Source organism: Pseudomonas sp. B21-023 (assembly GCF_024749165.1).
GTDB lineage: Bacteria > Pseudomonadota > Gammaproteobacteria > Pseudomonadales > Pseudomonadaceae > Aquipseudomonas.
Genome location: NZ_CP087190.1, coordinates 4,038,960 through 4,062,614 on the forward strand (window position 1 = coordinate 4,038,960; position 23,655 = coordinate 4,062,614).

Below are 23,655 nucleotides of genomic sequence, written 5' to 3' on the forward strand. Positions count from 1 at the left end.
AACTTTCCTGCACGGCGCGAACTATGCTTTGGAAAAGGCTCGATGAGGCGGCTCGGAAGGCCCTCGTGCAAATTCTTGACCTTTGAGTCAGAAAATTATTGACCCGAAGGTCAGCCGTTGCTTAGAGTCCGCCAGAACAACAATAAAACCATTGCGAGGCCCTCCCCCGTGATCCAGTTTCTCGTCAACCAGGAGCTGCGCAGCGAGCATGCCCTGGACCCGAACATGACGGTGCTGCAGTACCTGCGCGAGCACCTGGGCAAACCCGGCACCAAGGAAGGCTGCGCCAGCGGCGACTGTGGCGCCTGCACCGTGGTCGTCGGCGAACTTGTCGAAAACGCCCAGGGTGGCGACGACATCCGCTACCGCAGCCTCAACTCATGCCTGACGTTCGTCTCCGCCCTGCACGGCAAGCAACTGATCAGCGTCGAGGGTCTCAAGCACCAGGGCGAACTGCACAGCGTGCAAAAGGCCATGGCCGACTGCCATGGCTCGCAGTGCGGCTTCTGCACCCCTGGCTTCGTCATGTCGCTGTTCGCCCTGCAGAAGAACAGCCAAGGCCACGACCTGCACCAGGCCCAGGAGGCCCTGGCCGGCAACCTGTGCCGCTGCACCGGCTACCGGCCGATCCTCGAGGCTGCCGAGCAGAGCTGCGCACGCCCCTGCCGCGACCAGTTCGACGCTCAGCAGGCGCAGACCATCGCCCGCCTCAAGGCCATCGCCCCGCAACAGACCGGCGAGCTTAATAGCGGCGACAAGCGCTGCCTGGTGCCGCTGACCGTGGCCGACCTGGCCGACCTGTACAGCTCGCACCCCGAGGCGCGCCTGCTGGCCGGGGGTACCGACCTGGCGCTGGAAGTCACCCAGTTCCACCGCACCCTGCCGGTGATGATCTACGTCGGCCATGTCGCCGAACTCAAGCGCATCGACAAGACCGCCAGCCATCTGGAGATCGGCGCCGCCACGCCGCTGACCGACTGCTACACCGCGCTCAACGAGGAGTACCCCGACTTCGGCGACCTGCTGCACCGCTTCGCCTCGCTGCAGATCCGCAACCAGGGCACTCTCGGCGGCAATATCGGCAACGCCTCGCCAATCGGTGACTCGCCACCTCTGTTGATCGCCCTCGACGCGCAGATCGTCCTGCGCCAAGGCGAGCGCCAGCGCACCCTGGCCCTGGAAGACTACTTCATCGACTACCGCATCACTGCACGCCAGGACAGCGAGTTCATCGAGAAGATCATCGTGCCGCGCGCCAGCAACGACTGGGCCTTCCGTGCCTACAAGGTGTCCAAGCGCCTGGACGACGATATCTCCGCGGTGTGCGCGGCGTTCAACCTGAGCATCGAGAACGGGGTGGTCAGCGGCGTGCGCATCGCCTTCGGCGGCATGGCGGCGACTCCCAAGCGTGCCCGCGCCTGCGAAGCCGCACTGCGCGGCAAGCCGTGGACCCAGGCCAGCGTCGAACGCGCCTGCCAGGCCCTGGCCGAGGACTTCACCCCGCTCAGCGACTTCCGCGCCAGCCGCGAGTACCGCCTGCTGACCGCGCAGAACCTGCTGCGCAAGTACTTCATCGAACTGCAAACGCCGCACATCGAAACCCGGGTGACCGCCTATGTCTAACCATCACGCCGTCAAGAGCCAGGCCGAGATGGCCGCACTGTTCAGCCAGGACCTGACCACCGGGGTCGGCCGCAGCCTCAAGCACGACAGCGCCGACAAGCATGTGGCCGGCGAGGCGGTGTACATCGACGACCGCCTGGAATTCCCCAACCAGCTGCACGTCTATGCACGCACCGCCGACCGCGCTCATGCGCGCATCCTGCGCATCGACACCACGCCCTGCTACCAGTTCGAAGGGGTGCGCATCGCCATCACCCACGAAGATATCCCGGGCCTCAAGGACATCGGCCCGGTGGTCGCCGGCGACCCGTTGCTGGCCATCGACAAGGTCGAGTTCTTCGGCCAGCCGGTGCTCGCCGTTGCCGCCTGCGACCTCGAGACCGCCAGGCGCGCCGCCATGGCCGCCATCGTCGAGTACGAAGACCTGGAGCCGGTGCTCGACGTGGTCGAGGCCCTGCGCAAGAAGCATTTCGTGCTCGACAGCCACACCCACCAGCGCGGCGACTCTGCCGCCGCACTGGCCAGTGCCCCGCACCGCATCCAGGGCACCCTGCACATCGGCGGCCAGGAGCACTTCTACCTGGAGACCCAGATCAGCTCGGTGATGCCCGGTGAAGACGGCGGCATGATCGTCTACTGCTCGACGCAAAACCCCACCGAGGTGCAGAAGCTGGTGGCCGAGGTGCTCGACGTGCCGATGCACAAGATCGTCGTCGACATGCGCCGCATGGGTGGCGGTTTCGGCGGCAAGGAAACCCAGGCCGCCAGCCCCGCGTGCCTGTGCGCGGTGATCGCGCGCCTGACCGGCCAGCCGACCAAGATGCGCCTGCCGCGGGTCGAAGACATGACCATGACCGGCAAGCGTCACCCGTTCTACGTGGAATATGACGTCGGCTTCGACGACAACGGCCGCCTGCACGGGATCAATTTCGACCTGGCGGGCAACTGCGGCTACTCGCCGGACCTGTCCGGTTCGATCGTCGACCGCGCCATGTTCCACTCCGACAACGCCTACTACCTGGGCGATGCCACGGTGCACGGCCACCGCTGCAAGACCAACACGGCCTCCAACACTGCCTACCGCGGCTTCGGCGGCCCGCAGGGGATGGTCGCCATCGAGCAGGTGATGGACCATATCGCCCGTCACCTGGCCCTCGACCCGCTGGCGGTGCGCAAGGCCAACTACTACGGCAAGACCGAGCGCAACGTCACCCACTACTACCAGACCGTCGAGCACAACATGCTCGAGGAGATGACCGCCGAGCTCGAAGCCAGCAGCGACTACCATGAGCGCCGCGAATCGATCCGCCGCTTCAACGCCAACAGCCCGGTGCTGAAAAAAGGCCTGGCGCTGACCCCGGTGAAGTTCGGCATCTCGTTCACCGCCACCTTCCTCAACCAGGCAGGTGCCTTGATCCACATCTACACCGACGGCAGCATCCACCTCAACCACGGCGGCACCGAAATGGGCCAGGGCCTGAACACCAAGGTCGCCCAGGTGGTGGCGCAGGTGTTCCAGGTCGACTTCAACCGTATCCAGATCACCGCCACCAATACCGACAAGGTGCCCAACACCTCGCCCACCGCCGCCTCCAGCGGCGCCGACCTGAACGGCAAGGCCGCGCAGAACGCCGCCGAGATCCTCAAGAAGCGCCTGACCGAGTTCGCGGCCCGGCACTACAACGTCACCGAGGAAGACGTCGAGTTCCGTAACGGCCATGTGCGCGTGCGCGAGCAGATCGTCAGTTTCGAGCAATTGGTCCAGCAGGCCTATTTCGCCCAGGTGTCGCTGTCGACCACCGGTTTCTACCGCACGCCGAAGATTTTCTACGACCGCAACCAGGCCCGTGGCCGCCCGTTCTACTACTTCGCGTTCGGCGCCGCCTGCGTGGAGGTGATCGTCGATACCCTGACCGGCGAGTACAAGATGCTGCGCGCCGACATCCTGCACGACGTGGGCGATTCGCTGAACCCTGCCATCGACATCGGCCAGGTGGAGGGTGGTTTTGTCCAGGGCATGGGCTGGCTGACCACCGAGGAACTGGTGTGGAATGCCAAGGGCAAGCTGATGACCAACGGCCCGGCCAGCTACAAGATCCCGGCAGTGGCCGACATGCCGATCGATATGCGCGTCAAGCTGGTGGAGAACCGCAAGAACCCCGAGGACACCGTGTTCCACTCCAAGGCCGTGGGCGAGCCGCCGTTCATGCTCGGCATTGCCGCCTGGTGCGCGATCAAGGACGCGGTGGCGAGCATCGCCGACTACCGCGTGCAGCCAAACATCGACGCGCCGTCGACGCCGGAGCGGGTGTTGTGGGGTTGCGAGCAGATGCGCAAGGCGGTGGCCGCGGCGCAGCCTGCCGAACAGCAACTGGAGCCCGTGACGCACTGACGCCGCCGCCCCTGTAGGAGCGGCTTCAGCCGCGAAGCTGACACCGCGGTGCCTGGCAGCCGCTTCGCGGCTGATCGCGGGTGAACCCGCTCCTACAAGGACCGAGTCGTTTGATAGAGGATCTGAATCATGCACCAATGGATCAACGCCCTCGCCGACCACCAAGCCCGTGGCGAGCCCTGCGTGCTGGTGACCATCATCGAGGAGCGCGGCTCCACCCCGCGCAACGCCGGCTCGAAAATGGTGGTCAGCGCCAGCGCGCTGTACGACACCATCGGCGGCGGCCACCTGGAGTTCAAGGCCCTGCACATCGCCCGGCAGATGCTCGCGGAACACCGCAGTACCCCGCACCTGGAGCGCTTCAGCCTCGGCGCCAGCCTCGGCCAGTGCTGCGGCGGCGCCACCGTGCTGCTGTTCGAGCCGATGAGCGGCGTGCAAGCCGAGATCGCCGTGTTCGGCGCGGGCCATGTCGGCCGCGCTCTGGTACCCTTGCTCGCCGCGCTGCCCTGCCGGGTGCGCTGGATCGATTCGCGCGAGCAGGAGTTCCCCGCGCTCATCCCCACCGGGGTGAGCAAGATCGTCAGCGAAGAGCCGGTCGACGAAGTTGCCGACCTGCCCGCCGGCAGCTACTGCATCGTCATGACCCATAACCACCAGCTGGACCTGGAGCTGACCGCCGCGATCCTCAAGCGCAACGACTTCACCTGGTTCGGCCTGATCGGTTCGAAGACCAAGCGCGTCAAGTTCGAGCACCGCCTGCGCGAGCGCGGCTTCGACGACGCCCTGATGGCGCGCATGCGCTGCCCGATGGGCCTGGCCGAGGTCAAGGGCAAGCTGCCGATCGAGATCGCCGTGTCCATCGCCGCCGAAATCATTGCCACCTACAACGCCTGCTTCGGCCAGCACGACGCTGCCGCCAACTCAGGCCCCATCGCCCAGTTGCTGCCGTCCTCGCGACGCAGCCAGACCCTTTGACGAGAGCCCCATGAGCGCAACCCGCAAAGCCTACCGAGCCGCCATCCTGCACAGCATCGCCGACCCCGCCGAGGTCGGCCTGGAGGCGTCCTGCGAATACTATGAAGACGGCCTGCTGGTGGTCGACGACGGCCGCATCAGCGCCCTGGGCCATGCCAGCGAGCTGCTGCCAACCCTCGACGCCGCCATCCCGGTGCAACACTACCAGGACGCCCTGATCACCCCGGGTTTCATCGACACCCACATCCACTTCCCGCAGACCGGCATGATCGGCTCCTACGGCGAACAGCTGCTGGACTGGCTGAACACCTACACCTTCCCCTGCGAAAAGCAGTTCGCCGACAAGGCCCATGCCGACCAGGTGGCGAAGATCTTCCTCGCCGAACTGCTGCGCAACGGCACCACCACCGCGCTGGTGTTCGGCAGCGTGCACCCCGAGTCGGTCAACGCCCTGTTCGAGGAGGCCGAGCGCCTGGACCTGCGCATGATCGCCGGCAAGGTGATGATGGACCGCAACGCCCCCGACTACCTGACCGATACCGCCGAGTCCAGCTACCGCGACAGCAAGATGCTGATCGAGCGCTGGCACGGCAAGGGCCGCCTGCACTACGCGGTCACCCCGCGCTTCGCGCCGACCAGCACGCCGGAACAGTTGAGCGTGGCCGGCCAGTTGCTCAAGGAGCACCCGGGCGTGTACATGCACACCCACCTGTCGGAGAACCTCAAGGAAATCGACTGGGTCAAGGAACTGTTCCCCGAGCAGAAAGGCTACCTGGACGTCTACGACCACTTCGAGCTGCTCGGCGAGCGCTCGGTGTTCGCCCACGGCGTGCACCTGTGCGACGACGAGTGCCAGCGCCTGGCCGAAACCGGTTCGGCCATCGCCTTCTGCCCGACCTCCAACCTGTTCCTCGGCAGCGGCCTGTTCAACCTGCCCCAGGCCGAGCGCTTCAAGGTCAACGTCGGCCTGGGCACCGATGTCGGCGCCGGCACCAGCTTCTCGCTGCTCAACACCCTGAACGAGGCGTACAAGGTGATGCAGTTGCAAGGCGCGCGCCTGCACCCGTACAAGTCGCTGTACCTGGCCACCCTCGGCGGTGCCCGCGCCCTGCGCCTGGAGGACCGCATCGGCAGCCTGCACCCGGGCAATGACGCCGACTTCGTGGTGCTCGACTACAAGGCCACCCCGCTGCTGGACTACCGCCTGCAGCAGTCGAAAAGCATCGAGGAGACCTTGTTCGTGCTCACCACCCTGGGCGACGACCGCACCGTGCGCGAGACCTACGCCGCCGGGCGTTGCGTACACCAGCGCTAAGGTTGTTTGGCCAGGCCTCGATAGAATGCACCGCCGATCGCAGCGCCGATCAGCGGTGCCAGCCAGAACAGCCAAAGTTGCTGCAGCGCCCAGCCACCGACGAACAGCGCAGGCCCGGTGCTGCGCGCCGGGTTCACCGAGGTGTTGGTGACCGGGATCGAGATCAGGTGGATCAAGGTCAACGCCAGGCCAATGGCGATCGGCGCAAACCCGGCCGGCGCCCGGGCGTCCGTGGCGCCCATGATGATCACCAGGAACATCGCGGTCATCACCACTTCGCTGACGAAGCCTGCGGCCAGGGTGTAGCCGCCGGGCGAGTGTTCGCCATAACCATTCGACGCCATGCCGTTACCCACCTCGAAACCGGCCTTGCCGGTGGCGATGAAGTAGATCACCGCCGCGGCGAGGATCGCGCCGATCACCTGGGCAATCACGTAGGGCAGCAACTCTTTTGCCGGGAATCGCCCCCCCACCACCAGCCCGAACGACACGGCGGGGTTGAGGTGACAACCGGAGATATGGCCGATGGCGAATGCCATGGTCAGGACGGTAAGGCCGAAAGCGAAGGCGACACCCAGGACACCGATGCCGACAGGCGAGCTGGCGGCCAGCACCGCGCTGCCACAACCACCCAGGACCAACCAGAAGGTGCCGACCAGCTCGGCACCCATGCGCACACCCAGGGATGAACTCATGGAGCATTCCTCAAGTAATTGGACGCAACGACTGCGCAAGCCCAACTGCTTGATGAAGGTTTGCTGAGGAAAATCTAGCAGAGCCTTGGCCAAGGGCCAGTAAAGCCAGGGGCCGCTTCGCGCCCCTTTCGCCGCGGTTCGTCGCTGCGACAAGCCGGCTCCCACTCCGACCGCATGAACGCATACCAGGCGCCTCCCTGTAGGAGCCGGTTTGTCGTGGCGGCGAAAGAACTGCGAAGCAGCCCCGCTCAGGCAGGCAAACGATCAACCCTTGGCAGTAGCCTTGGGCTTTTTCAACAGGTGGGAGAACACCGCGTGCAGATCGTCCGAGGCGCTCTCCTCGTCGAGGTTGAGCTTGCTGTCGATATGGTCCATGTGATGCATCATCAGGCTTACCGCCTGCTCGGCATCACGGGCCTCGATCGCATCGATCAGCTGCATGTGCTCATCGTACGAGCAGTGCGAGCGGTTGCCGCTTTCGTACTGGGCGATGATCAGCGAAGTCTGCGACACCAGGCTGCGCTGGAAGCTCACCAGCGGTGCGTTGCCGGCGGCTTCGGCCAGCTTGAGGTGAAACTCGCCGGACAGGCGGATACCGGCGCCACGGTCGCCACGGGAGAAGCTGTCACGCTCCTCGCGGACCATCTGGCGCAGTTCGTTGAGCTGTTCGAGAGTGGCGTGCTGCACGGCCAGTTCGGTGATGGCGCGCTCGACCATGCGCCGCGAGAAGAACACCTGCCGCGCCTCCTCGACCGTGGGGCTGGCCACCACCGCACCACGGTTGGGCCGCAACAGCACCACGCTTTCATGGGCCAGGCGCGACAGGGCGCGGCGGATGATGGTGCGGCTGACGCCGAAGATCTCGCCCAGTGCTTCCTCGCTCAACTTGGTGCCCGGTGCCAGACGCTGCTCGAGGATCGCCTCGAAGATATGCGCATAGACGATGTCGTCCTGGGTACCGCTGCGGCCGGCCTTGCCAGTGCGCACAGGTTTTTTTAGAGGTTGCAGCTGTTCGTTCATGGGCTCTCGAGCACAAAGGATCTGCCAGTCGGACCGTGACTGTAATACCGGTCAGCGGGGGGATGGCAAGCCCTGGAAGAAGAAAAGGGGCCAAGGTATGGCGCCATTGTACACAGGCTGACCCGTTTCTGCAGGTGGCCTTTTACCTATATAGCCGTTGTACGGCAGTTCGTGGGAACAAAAGATAAAACATTATTTGCATTCTTTGTACACAAAAGCATAATCCTGCGAGCAACTTCCTGACCCAAAAGTCAACAAACTGGTCGGACGTCTGCCACACCCCCTCGCGAAGCCCCCCAGTGCATGGCTCAGGACCAGGCTTCGAACAACAAGAAAGACTTGAGGAGTACTCGCTGTGGAAAGCCGCAAATCCGAAGCACCTACGCTGGATCTCGTCCCACCGCTCGAAACGGGCTGGCTGGAGCGGATTTTCAAACTCAAGCAGCATGGCAGCACCGTCCGCACCGAGCTGATCGCCGGGGTGACCACCTTCATCACCATGGCCTACATCATCTTCGTCAACCCCAACATCATGGCCGACGCCGGCATCGACCACGGCGCCGCGTTCGTCGCCACTTGCATCGCCGCCGCGTTGGGCTGCCTGCTGATGGGCCTGTACGCCAACTGGCCGGTGGGCCTGGCGCCGGGCATGGGGCTCAATGCCTTCTTCACCTACACCGTGGTCGGCACCATGGGCTACAACTGGGAAACGGCGCTGGGGGCGGTGTTCGTCTCAGGCGTGCTGTTCATGTTCCTGACCGTTTCGCGCGTGCGTGAGTGGCTGCTCAACAGCATCCCGCTAAGCCTGCGCCATGCCATGGGGGCCGGCGTCGGCTTGTTCCTCGGGCTGATCGGCCTGAAAACCGCCGGCATCATCGTCGACAGCCCGGCAACCCTGGTCAAGCTGGGCTCGCTGCATGAGCCCGGCCCACTGCTGGCGGCGGTGTGCTTCCTGCTGATCGCCATCCTCAGCTACAAGCGGGTGTTCGGCGCGATCCTGATCAGCATCATCGGCGTCACCCTGGCCGGCTGGGGCCTGGGCCTGGTCAAGTTCGGCGGGGTGGTGTCGATGCCGCCGAGCCTGGCACCGACCTGGATGGCCATGGACGTGGTCGGCGTGTTCAACGTCAGCATGATCAGCGTGGTGCTGGCGTTCCTGTTCGTGCATATGTTCGACACCGCCGGCACGCTGATGGGGGTGGCCCAGCGGGCCAACCTGGTGGCACCGGACGGGCGTATCGAGAACCTGTCGCGGGCACTGAAGGCCGACAGCACCTCCAGCGTGTTCGGCGCGGTGGTCGGCGTGCCGCCGGTGACCAGCTACGTGGAAAGTGCTGCGGGTGTGGCGGCAGGCGGGCGCACCGGTTTGACCGCCGTGGTGGTTGGCGTGCTGTTCATTGCCGCAATGTTCTTCGCCCCGCTGGCCGGAATGATTCCGGCCTATGCCACCGCCGGCGCGCTGATCTACGTGGCGATGCTGATGATGGGCAGCATGGCGCATATCGAGTGGGATGAAGCCACCGACAGCATTCCGGCGATCGTCACGGTGATCATGATGCCACTGACCTTCTCGGTGGCGGACGGCATTGCCCTTGGCTTCATCAGCTACGTGGCGCTCAAGGCGGGCACCGGGAAATTCAAGGAGATCTCGGCCAGCCTGTGGGTGCTGTGCGCCATCTTCATTGCGAAGTTTGTGTTCCTCTGATTTTCACAGCCTTAACAGGGGGCGCTTCGGCGCCCTTACTTGTTGATCCTGGTGATATAGTTTTTTTCCTCGCGAAAATGCCCGTCCGCGGAAGGTTGGCTGGCTTTGCGTCAGGCGGAGCCTCTTTTACAACTTCAATGACATCATAAGCCGCTGGCAGGATCGCGGTCACATCAAACGCATCCTTCTTGTAGCCTATGTCTGGCACTAAACTGACATCGGCTTTAAGAAGTACCACTAAGGTAACACCCTCTATAGCGGCTTTACGGTAGGGCTCTACATATGCTGAGTCTGGCCCGAGATAGAAAGCCTCCCCTTGAGCTTGCCTACCTGGCCTTGAATGGCCTCGGGAAACACCTTGCACCAACCCTGGTACATTAAATCCATCTGTCGCGTGAAACCCAAGTACTATACGCCTCGCCGCCTTACCAAGTAACATCACAGATGATTTAACATGACCACTTGGGTCTTTGTTGTTCAGCGGATCTCCCTGACAGTAGCTGTATGCGTTCAAATCACCTTTGGCGAACGGACTCATACTGTCCGGGCTATTGAAAGTCATCAAAACCGGATTGTACGCTCTGTAACCATTACCCAAAAGGTAATGACCAGTTGCCCTTTCCACCAACTCGCCAGTGAACCCGAGGGAAACTTGACCGCGCCTATGGTAGCCATAGGGCGTGTATGCATATTGAGTGCTCATCAGGCCGGATGCTCAGCTGACTGAAAGCCCGATGGTCTCAAACGACCGACACACAGACCACTGACAAAAATGTCAGTGGCACGCCGAGCCCCCACCTGAAAGAGCATATTCAGCAGACGAAAAAAAGCCCGCCAGTGTGAGAGCGGGCCAAGGACCTACGAAGATTCTTCTAGCGACCAACTAGCTTCCACGATAGGTCGAATAGCTGTACGGCGAGATCAGCAGCGGCACGTGGTAGTGCTCCTGCTGCTCGTCGATGCCAAAGCGCAGCACGACAACATCGAGGAACGCGGTGTCCGGCAGCTTCACACCCTTGGCGCGGTAATAGTCACCGGCGCTGAACTGCAATTGATAGACGCCGGTGCGGTAATCGTCGCCCTGCAGCAGCGGCGCATCGACGCGGCCATCGCTGTTGGTCAGGGCGGTGTTCACCAGTTCCAGTTGCTGGCCTTCGACGCGGTACAGCTCGACCTTGATCGAGCTGCCCGGGCAGCCATGCGCGGCGTCCAGTACGTGTGTGGTCAAACGTCCCATTTGCTTGTCGCCTCTTGTCGTCTACGTGGGCAAAAAATACACGGCAACAGGCTGGCACCGTGCGGGAATGCAGCCATTAAGACAGTTTAGCGATAGATTGTACACAATTTTTTCTGCATTCCAGGTCAACACTCCTCGAACACTCCATCAGTCGCAAAGACACGCCCGATGCCGACCCTCACGGCATTAGCTGACCAATCAGGCAGGTTTCTTGCAAGCCATTCTCAGGCGACAAATGGGAAGAAATGCGGAAAAACAGGCTTACAAAGTATTTAAGAAGTTGTATACAATCAGCCCATCCGGTGGTGCGACATCCCGACGCGGCCCGCCCACCACTCGCACATACGTACAAGAAGGAAGACTGCAGTGAGCGCTGACTACCCTCGCGACCTGATCGGTTACGCCAACAACCCACCTCATCCGCAATGGCCGGGTAATGCCCGCATTGCACTGTCCTTCGTGCTCAACTACGAAGAAGGTGGCGAGCGCAACATCCTGCACGGCGACAAAGAGTCCGAAGCGTTCCTTTCCGAAATGGTCGCCGCCCAGCCGCTGCAGGGCGCGCGCAACATGAGCATGGAGTCGCTCTACGAATACGGCAGCCGCGCCGGCGTATGGCGCCTGCTCAAGCTGTTCAAGGACAGCGGCGTGCCGCTGACCATCTTCGCCGTGGCCATGGCCGCCCAGCGCCACCCCGACGTGATCCGCGCCATGGTCGAGGCCGGCCACGAGATCTGCAGCCACGGCTACCGCTGGATCGACTACCAGTACATGGATGAAGCGCAAGAGCGCGAGCACATGCTCGAAGCCATCCGCATCCTCACCGAACTCACCGGCGAACGCCCACTGGGCTGGTATACCGGCCGCACCGGCCCGAACACCCGGCGCCTGGTCATGGAGGAAGGCGGCTTCCTCTACGACAGCGACACCTATGACGACGACCTGCCCTACTGGGAGCCGAGCAACCCGACCGGCAAGCCGCACCTGGTGATCCCCTACACCCTCGACACCAACGACATGCGCTTCACCCAGGTACAGGGCTTCAACTGCGGCGAGCAGTTCTTCCAGTACCTCAAGGACGCTTTCGACGTGCTCTACGAGGAAGGCGCCGAGGCGCCGAAGATGCTCTCCATCGGCCTGCACTGCCGCCTGGTCGGCCGCCCGGCGCGCCTGGCCGCTCTCAAGCGCTTCGTCGACTACGCCAAGAGCCACGAGCAGGTCTGGTTCGCCCGTCGCGTGGACATCGCCCGCCACTGGCACGCCACCCACCCGTACAAGAAAGAGAACGCCTGATGACCGCCTTCAAGACCCTCAAGCCCTCCACCCTGGACCGCGCCGCCTTCGTCGCGGCCTTCGCCGACATCTACGAGCACTCGCCGTGGGTCGCCGAGAAAGCCTACGACCTGGGGCAACTGGCCGAGCTGGACGAGATCGAGGCGCTGCATCAGCGCATGAGCGACATCCTGCTCAGCGCCAACCACGCCGACCAGCTGGCACTGATCAACGCTCACCCGGACCTGGCCGGCAAGGCCGCCATCCAGGGCGAACTGACCGAATCGAGCACCAACGAGCAGGCCGGCGCCGGTATTCACCAGTGCACCGCTGAAGAGTTCGCCCGCTTCACCGAACTCAACGACGCTTACAAGGCCAAGTTCCAGTTCCCGTTCATCATGGCGGTCAAGGGCAGCAACCGGCACCAGATCCTCGCCGCCTTCGAAAAACGCATCCACAACGACACCGATGCCGAGTTCAAGGAAGCCCTGGCCCAGATCAACCTGATTGCCCTGTTCCGCCTGCTTCAGCTTTGAGGGTTGAACCCCGTCCTGGCCCGAGTGCGTGACGCGTCCGCACCCAGGGCCTGGCCGGCAAGCCAACCCACCCAACAACGAATAGAAGAGATAACCGCATGCGCACCCTGATGATCGAGCCCCTGACCAAAGAAGCCTTCGCCCCCTTCGGTGACGTGATCGAAACCGACGGCAGCGACCACTTCATGATCAACAACGGCTCGACCATGCGCTTCCACAAGCTCGCCACGGTCGAGACCGCCGAGCCGGAAGACAAGGCGATCATCAGCATCTTCCGCGCCGACGCGCTGGAGATGCCGCTGACCGTGCGCATGCTGGAACGCCATCCGCTGGGCAGCCAGGCTTTCATCCCGCTGCTCGGCAACCCCTTTCTGATCGTGGTCGCGCCCGTTGGCGATGCACCTGTATCAGGCTTGGTCCGCGCCTTCCGCAGTAATGGCAGGCAGGGCATTAATTACCATCGCGGCGTCTGGCACCACCCGGTGCTGACGATCGAAAAGCGGGATGACTTCCTGGTGGTTGATCGCAGTGGTTCCGGCAACAACTGCGATGAGCATTACTTCCCCGAGGAACAGATGTTGATCCTCAATCCCCACCAATAAGAAAAGGTCGGTCACCCAGGTCCGCCTGAACCGTGACCGGCGAGAGGTACATACTGTGGAAGCACACCTTCACGAATGGCTGAACCTGAGCATTCGCTGGGTTCACATGATCACCGGCGTGGCCTGGATCGGTGCATCGTTCTACTTCGTCTGGCTGGAGAACCACCTGAACCGAAGCAACCCGCGCGATGGGTTGTCGGGTGACCTCTGGGCCATCCACGGTGGTGGTATCTACCACCTGGAAAAATACAAGCTGGCCCCGCCGAAGATGCCCGAGAACCTGCACTGGTTCAAATGGGAAGCCTACTTCACCTGGATGTCCGGGATCGCCCTGCTGTGCGTGGTGTTCTACTGGAACCCGACCCTGTACCTGCTGGCACCCGGCAGCACCCTCAGCGGTGCCGAAGGCGTGGCCATCGGTATCGGCTCGCTGATCGCCGGCTGGTTCATCTACGACTTCCTCTGCGACTCGCCCCTGGGCAAGAAGCCGGCCCTGCTCGGCGCCGTGCTGTTCGTGCTGATCATCGCCGCCTGCTGGGGCTTCAGCCTGGTGTTCAGCGGCCGTGGCGCGTACCTGCACACCGGCGCGATCATCGGCACCATCATGGTCGGTAACGTGTTCCGCATCATCATGCCGGCGCAGCGCCAGCTGGTGGCGGCCATCGAGAACAACCAGACCCCCGACCCGGTGCTGCCGGCCAAGGGCCTGCTGCGCTCGCGCCACAACAACTACTTCACCCTGCCGGTGCTGTTCATCATGATCAGCAACCACTTCCCGAGCACCTACGGCAGCCAGTACAACTGGCTGATCCTGGCCGGGATCGCGGTGGCCGCGGTATTGATCCGTCACTATTTCAACACCCGCCACGACAGCAACAAGTACGCCTGGACCCTGCCAGTCGGTGCCCTGGCGATGATCTGCCTGGCCTACGTGACCGGCCCCAAGCCGCTGCCGACCGCCCCTGAGCAAGCCGCCGCCAAGGTCGAGTACCAGCCGCTGCCGGCCACTGCCGTAGGTGGCAAGACCGCCGCCGAGCTGCGCGCCGAGGAAGCCGCCAAACCTGCGGCACCCGCCGAGGCTCCGGCCCAAGCCACAGCCCAGGCTGGCGGTGAAACCTTCGACAAGATCCACACCGTCATCCAGGAACGCTGCACCGTGTGCCACTCGGCCAAGCCGACCAGCCCGCTGTTCAGCGCAGCCCCAGCCGGCGTGATGTTCGACACCCCGCAGCAGATCCAGGCCCAGGCCGCGCGCATCCAGGCGCAGGCCGTCGCCAGCCAGATCATGCCGCTGGGCAACATCACCCAGATGACTGTCGAGGAACGCAAGCTGGTCGGCGACTGGATCGCCAAAGGCGCGCAGGTCAACTGAGACAACCCACGACTGCGTGGGAGCGGGCTTGCCCCGCGATGGGGCCGGTACTCCCGGCCTTGCTACAAGCTCTACGTAACAAGCAAGCATCGAGCGTTCGGCTTCATGCGGGAACCCCGGCCTCCTTTACCGGAGCCTGCCACGTGAAGCCGCCCGCTTGGATCCGAGAATAAAAACAAAACTCGAGGTGCTGCATGTCCGAGTCACCCAAGGCGTACATCCCTGTTGCGCCGCCACGACAGCCCCTGCCTTTGTTCCAGCTGATCCTGGTGGGTCTGCAACACGTTCTGCTGATGTACGGCGGCGCCATCGCGGTGCCGCTGATCATTGGCCAGGCGGCGGGCCTGTCCCGCGAAGAAGTCGCCTTCCTGATCAACGCCGATCTGCTGGTCGCCGGCGTTGCTACCATCATCCAATCCTTCGGTATCGGCCCGGTCGGCATTCGCATGCCGGTCATGATGGGCGCCAGCTTCGCCGCCGTCGGCAGCATGGTGGCCATGGCCGGCATGCCGGGCGTCGGCCTGCAGGGGATCTTCGGCGCGACCATCGCCGCCGGGTTCTTCGGCATGCTGATCGCGCCGTTCATGTCCAAGGTCGTGCGCTTCTTCCCGCCGCTGGTGACCGGCACGGTCATCACCTCCATCGGCTTGTCGCTGTTCCCGGTAGCGGTCAACTGGGCCGGTGGCGGCCATGACGCCGAAGCCTTCGGCGCGCCGATCTACCTGATGGTCGCCGGCCTGGTGCTGGCGGTGATCCTGCTGATCAACCGCTTCATGCGCGGCTTCTGGGTCAACGTGTCGGTACTGGTGGGCATGGGCCTGGGTTACGTGCTCGCCGGTTCCATCGGCATGGTCGACCTGTCGGGCCTGAGCGAGGCACCGTGGCTGCAGGTGGTTACGCCGCTGCACTTCGGCATGCCGACCTTCAGCCTGGCGCCGATCCTGTCGATGTGCCTGGTGGTGGTGATCATCTTCGTCGAGTCGACGGGCATGTTCCTTGCCCTGGGCAAGGTGACCGACCGTGAAGTAACGCCAGGCATGCTGCGGCGCGGCCTGCTGTGCGATGCCGGCGCGTCGTTCATCGCCGGCTTCTTCAACACCTTCACCCACTCCTCGTTCGCCCAGAACATCGGCCTGGTGCAGATGACCGGGGTGCGCTGCCGCTACGTCACGGTGATGGCCGGCGCGCTGCTGATCCTGCTCAGCCTGCTGCCCAAGGCGGCCTTCCTGATCGCCTCGATCCCGCCCGCGGTACTGGGCGGCGCGTCCATCGCCATGTTCGGCATGGTCACCGCCACCGGGATCAAGATCCTCCAGGAAGCGGACATCTCCGACCGACGCAACCAGTTGCTGGTCGCCGTCAGCGTCGGCTTTGGCCTGATCCCGGTGGTGCGCCCGGAGTTCTTCGCGCAGATGCCGCAGTGGATGGAACCGATCACCCACAGTGGTATCGCCATGGCCACCCTTAGCGCCCTGGTGCTGAACCTGCTGTTCAACATCCTCGGCGGCGCCGACCGCGCCGCGCACAACGATGCCTGTCACCAGCATTGAGTGACCAGGGGCGGCGCCGTCCTGGCCGCCCCGCTTCAACCCTGTGGTAACGCAGTACCGTCGGCCCGCCGGAATGGGCCGTCCGGGGCGCCTGCGCGCCGAAAAAGCCCTTACAAAAACAATAAGTCCGGGAATCACAACATGAAGCGCATCACCACCTCCGTCCTGCTTGGCAGCAGCCTGCTGGCCACCCTCCCCGCCCATGCCGGCGAATGGCTGCAGTGGCACGGCGAAAGCCTGTCCTACCTCTACGGCAAGGACTTCAAGGTCAACCCCGACATCCAGCAGACCATCACCTTCGAACACGCCAACAAGTGGAAGTACGGCGACACCTTCCTGTTCGTCGACAAGATCTTCTACAACGGCAAGGCCGACCCCGGCAAAGGCGTGACCACCTACTACGGTGAGTTCAGCCCGCGCCTGTCGTTCGGCAAGATCTTCGAGCGCAACCTGGCCTTCGGCCCGGTCAAGGACGTGCTGCTGGCCATGACCTACGAGCGTGGCGAGGGCGACAACGAGGCCTACCTGATCGGCCCCGGCTTCGACCTGAACGTGCCCGGCTTCAACTATTTCACCCTGAACTTCTACCTGCGCAACACCGAGGGCAGCCGCCCCGGTGACAACGTCTGGCAGATCACCCCGGCCTGGTCCTACACCATCCCGGTGGGCAAGTCCGACATCCTGATCGACGGCTACATCGACTGGGTGGTCGACAACGACCAGACCCGCCGTGGCACCTACCACGCCAACCTGCAGTTCAACCCACAGGTCAAATACGACCTGGGCAAGGCCCTTAACCTGGGCGCCAAGCAGCTCTACGTCGGCTTCGAATACAGCTACTGGAAGGACAAGTACGGCATTGACAGCCGCGGCAACGTGGACAGCAACCAGAGCGTCGCCAGCGCCCTGGTGAAGGTGCATTTCTGACCGAACGGGCGCATGCCCGATGATGTGACACCGTGCTCCAGGACGGAGCACTTGAGGCCCGGCGCGCAAGTGAGTAATCTGCGCGCCCCCTCGATCGGGGCGGGAAGGATCCCGCCCGCGTTTGCTGACCGCCCAGTCAATGTTTCCGGGCGGTTGGCCAACGTGTTGCCAGCGTGAAATACCTATTTCATCCGTTCAGAAAGACGTCGAGCAGGATGGTTGTGCCCAACGTGGAAAAGTTGGCGCAGCTCTTGCCAAACAGCTGTGGCCAATTGAAAAAAGCTGACCCAAAAGACAAGAACAGCGCCCGAGCGCTGACAACAGATCCAACTCAAGGGAGCGACACACGCAATGCGTACCATCAATAGCCTGATCCTCGCCGGCGGCCTGCTGGCCTGCGGCGCCAGCCAAGCCGGTGACCTGCTGCAATGGCAGAACAACAGCCTGACCTACCTGTGGGGCAAGAACTTCAAGGTCAACCCCGAGACCCAGCAGACGGTCACCTTCGAGCACGCCGATGCGTGGAAGTACGGCGACAACTTCTTCTTCTTCGACAAGATCTTCTACCAGGGCAAGAAGGACGCCAGTAACGGCCCGAACACCTACTACGGCGAGTTCAGCCCACGCCTGTCGTTCGGCAAGATCTTCGACCAGAAGCTCGAGTTCGGCCCGGTCAAGGACGTGCTGCTGGCCATGACCTACGAGTTCGGCGAGGGTGACACCGAGTCCTATCTGATCGGCCCCGGCTTCGACCTGGCGATCCCAGGCTTCGACTACTTCCAGCTGAACTTCTACCAGCGCACCACCGACGGCAGCCGTCCAGGCGACAACGTCTGGCAGATCACCCCGGTGTGGTCCTACACCATCCCTGTGGGTTCGTCCGACATTCTCATCGACGGCTTCATGGACTGGGTGGTGGACAACGACGAGAACCGTCGCGGCACCTACCAGGCGAACCTGCACTTCAACCCGCAGGTCAAGTACGACCTGGGCAAAGCGCTGCACCTGGGCGAGAAGCAGTTGTACGTGGGTATCGAGTACGACTACTGGAAGAACAAGTACGGCATCAAGGACAGCGATGCCTTCACTACCGATCAGAACACCATGAGCTTCCTGGTGAAAGTGCACTTCTGATCACACAGCGCTCAGGCTCTGTCTGACGTGGGAGCGGGCTTGCCCCGCCCCCACGTCCCTGCGCTACTCAGTGAGCAGGGCGCAGCGCCTGCCACAGCTTGCCGACGACGCTCACCACCGCCAGCACCACAGCCCCCGCAATCACCCCCGCCACACCATTGAGCAGTGCCCCGGTCAACGCCCCGCCGCGCCCGTCGGCGAACGCCTCGATGGCGTGATGCAGCGGCGCGATGCCATGCACCAGGATCCCGCCACCGACCAGGAACATCGCCGCGGTGCCAATCACCGACAGGCTTTTCATCATGTACGGCGCTGCGCGCAGGATGCCGTTGCCCACCGCCTGGCTCAGCGCCGAGGCTTTCTTGGTCATCCACAGCCCCAGGTCATCGAGCTTGACGATGCCTGCCACCAGGCCATACACCCCCAGGGTCATGACGATGGCGATCCCCGACAGCACGATGATCTGCTGGCTCAGCGGCGCATCGGCCACGGTGCCCAGGGTGATGGCGATGATCTCGGCGGAGAGGATGAAGTCGGTGCGCACCGCGCCCTTGATCTTGCTCTTTTCAAAGGCCACCAGGTCGACCTGCTCGTCCGCCACGGCCGCCTTGCGCGCCTCGTGCTGCGCGTCGTCCTCGGCCTTGCTGTGCAGGAACTTGTGCGCCAGCTTCTCGAAGCCCTCGAAGCACAGGTAGGCGCCACCAACCATCAGCAGCGGGATCACCGCCCAGGGAATGAACGCGCTGATCAGCAACGCCGCCGGCACCAGGATCGCCTTGTTCACCAGCGAGCCCTTGGCCACCGCCCACACCACCGGGATCTCGCGTTCGGCGCGCACGCCGGTGACCTGCTGGGCGTTGAGCGCCAGGTCGTCGCCCAGCACCCCGGCGGTCTTCTTCGCCGCGACCTTGGTCATCAACGAGACATCGTCGAGGACCGTGGCGATATCGTCGATCAATACCAGTAAGCTGCTTCCTGCCATGTCAAAATGTTTCCAGTAGGTTCGAATGGCCGGGATTCTAGCCCAAAGACGCTGCCTTGAGCGCCCGTCCGAGCGGGTGCTACCATGCCGGACCCCTCTTGGAGGGGCCAGACCCGAGGAAGATTCCCGACAATGAGCACCATTCGCGAGCGCAACAAGGAACTGATCCTGCGCGCAGCCAGTGAAGAATTCGCCGACAAGGGCTTCGCCGCCACCAAGACCAGCGATATCGCGGCCAAGGCCGGCCTGCCCAAGCCGAACGTGTACTACTACTTCAAGTCGAAGGAAAACCTCTACCGCGAGGTGCTCGAGAGCATCATCGCGCCGATCATGCAGGCCTCGACGCCGTTCAACGCCGACGGCGATCCGAAAGAAGTGCTCAGCGCGTACATCCGCTCGAAGATCCGCATCTCCCGCGACCTGCCCCACGCCTCCAAGGTGTTCGCCAGCGAGATCATGCATGGCGCGCCGCACCTGTCGCCGCGCCAGGTGGAGCAGCTCAACGAGCAGGCCCGCCACAACATCGAGTGCATCCAGCGCTGGATCGAGCGCGGCCAGATCGCCCACGTCGATCCGCACCACCTGATGTTCAGCATCTGGGCGGCGACGCAGACCTACGCGGATTTCGACTGGCAGATCGCCGTGGTGACCGGCAAGGCCAAGCTGGCCGACAGCGACTATGACGCGGCGGCCGAGACCATCATCCGCCTGGTGCTGAAGGGCTGCGAGCCCGAGGCAGCCTGACAGGGCCAATGGGGCTGCTGCGCAGCCCTTATCGCCGGCAAGCCGGCTCCCACAGGCCCTGCACAATTCCTGTGGGAGCCGGCTTGCCGTGGCGACGAACCGCGGCGATGGGCCGCACAGCGGCCCCAGAGAAACTGAACCTTAAGCCGCCACCCCGGCATCCGCCGTCAGCCCGACTTCCTCAATTGCATTGATTGCGCACTGCTCGTCGATATCCGACGTATCCCCGCTGATCCCCACCGCCCCCAGCACCCTGCCCTCCTGGTCACGGATCAGCACGCCCCCTGGCACCGGCACCACCGGTCGCTCGCCGAGCCCGTTCAAAGCCGCGTAGAAGGCTGGGCGCTGCTGCGAGTCCAGCGCCAGCAGGCGCGAACCCTTGCCCAACGCCACCGCACCCCAGGCCTTGCCAATGGCCACCTCGGGGCGCAGCAGGCTGGCGCCGTCCTCGCGCTGCAACGCCAGCAGATGCCCGCCGGCGTCGAGCACCGCCACGGTCAAGGGCGCAGCGTTGATCTTGCGGCCTGCGGCCAACGCGGCATTTACCACGCCCACGGCCTGTTTGAGGGTCAATGCGTTCATGAAAAGGTCCTCTTCTTGTTGTGAGAAGCCCTGAGGGCAGTTGAAAACCAATAGACACGATAGAACACAACAAAGACACTGTTTGTATACAATTTTCTGATCCAATGTCTCTAACTGCGACGAAATGCCGCCCTTTTTCGCCATGACCAGCAAGTCAAACCCGCCGACGAAAATGGATTGACCTTTTGCGCCGACCATGAATACACTCTGCCGCAACACAAGTTGTATACAATTACAAAATCGATGAGGCACAAACCATGAGCAAAATGAGAGCAATCGATGCAGCCGTTCTGGTCATGCGCCGTGAAGGTGTAGATACCGCGTTCGGCATTCCCGGCGCCGCGATCAACCCGCTGTACTCGGCCCTGAAGAAAGTCGGTGGCATCGATCACGTCCTCGCTCGCCACGTCGAAGGCGCCTCGCACATGGCCGAGGGCTACACCCGCGCCAACCCGGGCAACATCGGCGTGTGCATCGGCACCTCCGGCCCCGCCGGCACCGACATGGTCACCGGCCTGTACAGCGCCTCGGCCGACTCCATCCCGATCCTCTGCATCACCGGCCAAGCCCCGCGTGCCCGCCTGCACAAGGAAGACTTCCAGGCCGTCGACATCACCAGCATCGTCAAGCCGGTGACCAAGTGGGCGACCACCGTGCTGGAGCCGGGCCAGGTGCCTTACGCATTCCAGAAGGCCTTCTACGAAATGCGCACCGGCCGCCCAGGCCCCGTGTTGATCGACCTGCCGTTCGACGTGCAGATGGCCGAGATCGAGTTCGACATCGACGCCTACGAGCCACTGGCGATCAGCAAGCCAGCCGCCACCCGCGTCCAGGCCGAAAAAGCCCTGGCCCTGCTCAATGACGCCGAGCGCCCGCTGCTGGTAGCCGGCGGCGGCATCATCAACGCCGACGCCAGCGACAAGCTGGTCGAGTTCGCCGAACTGACCGGCGTCCCGGTAGTGCCAACCCTGATGGGCTGGGGCACCATCCCGGACGATCACGAATTGATGGTCGGCATGGTCGGCCTGCAGACCTCGCACCGCTACGGTAACGCGACGATGCTCAAGTCCGACCTGGTGTTCGGCATCGGCAACCGTTGGGCCAACCGCCATACCGGCTCCGTCGACGTCTACACCGAAGGCCGCAAGTTCGTGCACGTGGACATCGAACCGACCCAGATCGGCCGAGTGTTCACTCCAGATTTGGGTATCGTCTCGGACGCCGGCAAGGCCCTGGACGTGTTCCTCGAAGTGGCCCGCGAATGGAAAGCCGCAGGCCTGCTCAAGTGCCGCAAGGCCTGGCTGGAAGACTGCCAGGAACGCAAGGCTACCCTGCAGCGCAAGACCAACTTCGACAACGTCCCGGTCAAGCCGCAGCGCGTGTACCAGGAAATGAACGAAGTGTTCGGCAAGGACACCACCTACGTCAGCACCATCGGCCTGTCGCAGATCGCCGGCGCGCAGTTCCTGCACGTGTACAAGCCACGCCACTGGATCAACTGCGGCCAGGCCGGCCCGCTGGGCTGGACCATCCCTGCCGCGCTGGGTGTCGTCAAGGCCGACCCGAAACGCAAGGTGGTCGCGCTGTCCGGTGACTACGACTTCCAGTTCATGATCGAAGAGCTGGCGGTGGGCGCGCAGTTCAACCTGCCGTACGTCCACGTGCTGGTGAACAACGCCTACCTCGGCCTGATCCGCCAGGCGCAGCGTGGTTTCGACATGGATTACTGTGTACAACTGGCGTTCGAGAACATCAATTCCACCGACGCCGCCACCTACGGTGTCGACCACGTCGCCGTGGTCGAGGGCCTGGGCTGCAAGGCCATCCGCGTGTTCCAACCGGCCGAGATCGCCCCTGCCCTGCTCAAGGCGCAGAAGATGGCCGAAGAGTTCCGCGTGCCGGTGGTGGTCGAAGTGATTCTCGAGCGTGTGACCAACATTTCCATGGGCACCGAGATCAACGCGGTCAACGAGTTCGAAGACCTCGCCCTGGTCGGCAACGACGCGCCGACCGCCATCTCGCTGCTGGACTGATCGCCTGACGCCCCCGCGCCGCGCGCGGGGGCAATCACCGCAAGGAGACGACTTATGCCTCGCTTCGCCGCCAACCTGTCCATGCTGTTCACCGAACAGGACTTCCTGGCTCGCTTCAAGGCCGCCGCCGACGCTGGTTTCAGCGGCGTCGAATACCTCTTCCCGTACGATTTCAGCGCCGCCGAGATCAAGCAGCAGCTCGACGCCCATGGCCTGACCCAGGTGCTGTTCAACCTGCCCGCGGGCGACTGGTCGAAAGGTGAGCGTGGTATCACCTGCCACCCCGACCGCGTCGAAGAGTTCCGCGCCGGTGTCGACAAGGCCATCGAGTACGCCAAGGTGCTGGGCAACACCCAGGTCAACGCCCTGGCCGGCATCCGCCCGCAAGGCCCGGACTGCGCCACCGTGCGCAAGACCTTCGTGGAAAACCTGCGCTACGCCGCCGACAAGCTCAAGGCCGCCGGCATCCGCCTGGTCATGGAAATGATCAACACCCGCGACATCCCGGGCTTCTACCTGAACACCACGAAACAGGCCCTGGAAATCCAGGCCGAGGTGGGCAGCGACAACCTGTTCCTGCAGTACGACATCTACCACATGCAGATCATGGAAGGTGACCTGGCGCGCACCCTGGAAACCAACCTCAAGCTGATCAACCACGTGCAGCTGGCCGACAACCCGGGCCGCCACGAGCCGGGCACCGGCGAGATCAACTACCGCTTCCTGTTCGAGCACCTGGACCGCATCGGCTACCAGGGCTGGGTGGGCGCGGAGTACAAGCCCAAGACCACCACCGAAGCCGGCCTGGGCTGGCTCAAAACTCACAACGCTATCTAAGGATTCGCTCGAAGGGGCTGCCCTGATCGGCCCCTGTGGGAGCTGGCTTGCCAGCGATAGCGTCAACACGGCCAACATCGTTTGCATATCGATCGCAATCGCTGGCAAGCCAGCTCCCACAA

20 protein-coding genes and 1 pseudogene are annotated in these 23,655 nt (G+C 63.5%); 15 read left to right on the plus strand and 6 right to left on the minus strand.

Features of this window, described 5'->3' with window-relative positions:
• Window positions 1–168 precede the first annotated feature (168 nt).
• The 4 genes from xdhA to guaD all read left to right on the plus strand — a co-directional run bounded on the left by xdhA (window position 169) and on the right by guaD (window position 6,305).
• Window positions 169–1,623 (plus strand): xanthine dehydrogenase small subunit, encoded by a 1,455-nt coding sequence (gene xdhA / locus LOY42_RS18060; RefSeq protein WP_139672540.1) that lies wholly within the window; start codon window positions 169–171, stop codon window positions 1,621–1,623.
• Window positions 1,616–4,015 (plus strand): xanthine dehydrogenase molybdopterin binding subunit, encoded by a 2,400-nt coding sequence (gene xdhB / locus LOY42_RS18065; protein WP_139672543.1) that lies wholly within the window; start codon window positions 1,616–1,618, stop codon window positions 4,013–4,015. Before xdhA ends, xdhB begins: the two co-directional genes overlap by 8 nt.
• Window positions 4,016–4,144: 129 nt before the next feature.
• Complete coding sequence (xdhC, locus tag LOY42_RS18070) at window positions 4,145–4,990, plus strand: xanthine dehydrogenase accessory protein XdhC (RefSeq protein WP_102684658.1); 846 nt, start codon at window positions 4,145–4,147, stop codon at window positions 4,988–4,990.
• 10 nt (window positions 4,991–5,000) lie between these two features.
• Window positions 5,001–6,305 carry a guanine deaminase gene (gene guaD / locus LOY42_RS18075; RefSeq protein WP_139672546.1) on the plus strand — a complete coding sequence of 435 codons (1,305 nt, stop codon included), beginning with the start codon at window positions 5,001–5,003 and terminating at the stop codon, window positions 6,303–6,305.
• On the opposite strand, the gene aqpZ is transcribed toward guaD, so the two are convergent.
• Window positions 6,302–7,000 (minus strand): aquaporin Z, encoded by a 699-nt coding sequence (aqpZ, locus tag LOY42_RS18080; RefSeq protein WP_102684656.1) that lies wholly within the window; start codon window positions 6,998–7,000, stop codon window positions 6,302–6,304. The genes guaD and aqpZ overlap by 4 nt on opposite strands.
• A 264-nt stretch (window positions 7,001–7,264) precedes the next feature.
• The gene (locus tag LOY42_RS18085) at window positions 7,265–8,020 is read right to left on the minus strand and encodes a GntR family transcriptional regulator (RefSeq protein WP_038705701.1); all 756 of its coding nucleotides are present in this window, start codon (window positions 8,018–8,020) and stop codon (window positions 7,265–7,267) included.
• A 355-nt stretch (window positions 8,021–8,375) separates the two neighbouring features.
• Here LOY42_RS18085 and LOY42_RS18090 point away from each other — a divergent pair, with 355 nt between their 5' ends.
• Window positions 8,376–9,725, plus strand: coding sequence for an NCS2 family permease (locus LOY42_RS18090; protein ID WP_258598671.1), 1,350 nt, complete (start codon window positions 8,376–8,378; stop codon window positions 9,723–9,725).
• A gap of 454 nt (window positions 9,726–10,179) precedes the next feature.
• On the opposite strand, the pseudogene LOY42_RS18095 reads toward LOY42_RS18090, so the two are convergent.
• Window positions 10,180–10,425, minus strand: a pseudogene (locus LOY42_RS18095) (RHS repeat-associated core domain-containing protein); the annotation flags it as partial.
• A gap of 183 nt (window positions 10,426–10,608) precedes the next feature.
• Window positions 10,609–10,962, minus strand: a complete 354-nt coding sequence (gene uraH, locus LOY42_RS18100; protein WP_028692847.1) for a hydroxyisourate hydrolase — start codon at window positions 10,960–10,962, stop codon at window positions 10,609–10,611.
• Window positions 10,963–11,328: 366 nt separating this feature from the next.
• Here uraH and puuE point away from each other — a divergent pair, with 366 nt between their 5' ends.
• The 7 genes from puuE (at window position 11,329) to LOY42_RS18135 (ending at window position 18,355) form a co-directional block, all read left to right on the plus strand.
• The gene (puuE, locus tag LOY42_RS18105) at window positions 11,329–12,255 is read left to right on the plus strand and encodes an allantoinase PuuE (RefSeq protein ID WP_102684653.1); all 927 of its coding nucleotides are present in this window, start codon (window positions 11,329–11,331) and stop codon (window positions 12,253–12,255) included.
• Window positions 12,255–12,770 (plus strand): 2-oxo-4-hydroxy-4-carboxy-5-ureidoimidazoline decarboxylase, encoded by a 516-nt coding sequence (gene uraD, locus LOY42_RS18110; protein WP_139672555.1) that lies wholly within the window; start codon window positions 12,255–12,257, stop codon window positions 12,768–12,770. The genes puuE and uraD overlap by 1 nt, the downstream gene beginning before the upstream one ends.
• Window positions 12,771–12,868: 98 nt before the next feature.
• On the plus strand, window positions 12,869–13,372 hold the full coding sequence (locus LOY42_RS18115; protein WP_046856488.1) for an ureidoglycolate lyase: 504 nt from the start codon (window positions 12,869–12,871) through the stop codon (window positions 13,370–13,372).
• 55 nt (window positions 13,373–13,427) lie between these two features.
• The gene (locus LOY42_RS18120; RefSeq protein ID WP_102684673.1) at window positions 13,428–14,744 is read left to right on the plus strand and encodes a urate hydroxylase PuuD; all 1,317 of its coding nucleotides are present in this window, start codon (window positions 13,428–13,430) and stop codon (window positions 14,742–14,744) included.
• A 194-nt stretch (window positions 14,745–14,938) separates the two neighbouring features.
• Entirely contained in the window at window positions 14,939–16,294 is a 1,356-nt protein-coding gene (locus LOY42_RS18125; protein WP_046856489.1) for a nucleobase:cation symporter-2 family protein, read from the plus strand.
• A 141-nt stretch (window positions 16,295–16,435) separates the two neighbouring features.
• On the plus strand, window positions 16,436–17,221 hold the full coding sequence (locus tag LOY42_RS18130; protein ID WP_139672561.1) for an outer membrane protein OmpK: 786 nt from the start codon (window positions 16,436–16,438) through the stop codon (window positions 17,219–17,221).
• A gap of 351 nt (window positions 17,222–17,572) precedes the next feature.
• A complete protein-coding gene (locus LOY42_RS18135) occupies window positions 17,573–18,355 on the plus strand; it encodes an outer membrane protein OmpK (RefSeq protein ID WP_102684649.1) in 783 nt (260 codons plus the stop codon).
• A 67-nt stretch (window positions 18,356–18,422) separates the two neighbouring features.
• Here LOY42_RS18135 and LOY42_RS18140 read toward each other — a convergent pair whose 3' ends face one another.
• Window positions 18,423–19,337 carry a DUF808 domain-containing protein gene (locus LOY42_RS18140; RefSeq protein ID WP_102684648.1) on the minus strand — a complete coding sequence of 305 codons (915 nt, stop codon included), beginning with the start codon at window positions 19,335–19,337 and terminating at the stop codon, window positions 18,423–18,425.
• A gap of 132 nt (window positions 19,338–19,469) precedes the next feature.
• Between LOY42_RS18140 and LOY42_RS18145 the strand changes: the two genes are divergently transcribed.
• Window positions 19,470–20,081 (plus strand): TetR/AcrR family transcriptional regulator, encoded by a 612-nt coding sequence (locus LOY42_RS18145; RefSeq protein WP_028692838.1) that lies wholly within the window; start codon window positions 19,470–19,472, stop codon window positions 20,079–20,081.
• Between the two features lie 141 nt (window positions 20,082–20,222).
• Here LOY42_RS18145 and LOY42_RS18150 read toward each other — a convergent pair whose 3' ends face one another.
• Window positions 20,223–20,663 (minus strand): heme-binding protein, encoded by a 441-nt coding sequence (locus LOY42_RS18150; protein WP_139672567.1) that lies wholly within the window; start codon window positions 20,661–20,663, stop codon window positions 20,223–20,225.
• Window positions 20,664–20,920: 257 nt separating this feature from the next.
• Here LOY42_RS18150 and gcl point away from each other — a divergent pair, with 257 nt between their 5' ends.
• Both gcl and hyi read left to right on the plus strand, forming a co-directional pair.
• Window positions 20,921–22,696 carry a glyoxylate carboligase gene (gene gcl / locus LOY42_RS18155; RefSeq protein ID WP_102684645.1) on the plus strand — a complete coding sequence of 592 codons (1,776 nt, stop codon included), beginning with the start codon at window positions 20,921–20,923 and terminating at the stop codon, window positions 22,694–22,696.
• Window positions 22,697–22,750: 54 nt separating this feature from the next.
• Window positions 22,751–23,533, plus strand: coding sequence for a hydroxypyruvate isomerase (gene hyi, locus LOY42_RS18160; protein WP_046856495.1), 783 nt, complete (start codon window positions 22,751–22,753; stop codon window positions 23,531–23,533).
• The last annotated feature ends 122 nt before the right edge of the window (window positions 23,534–23,655 follow it).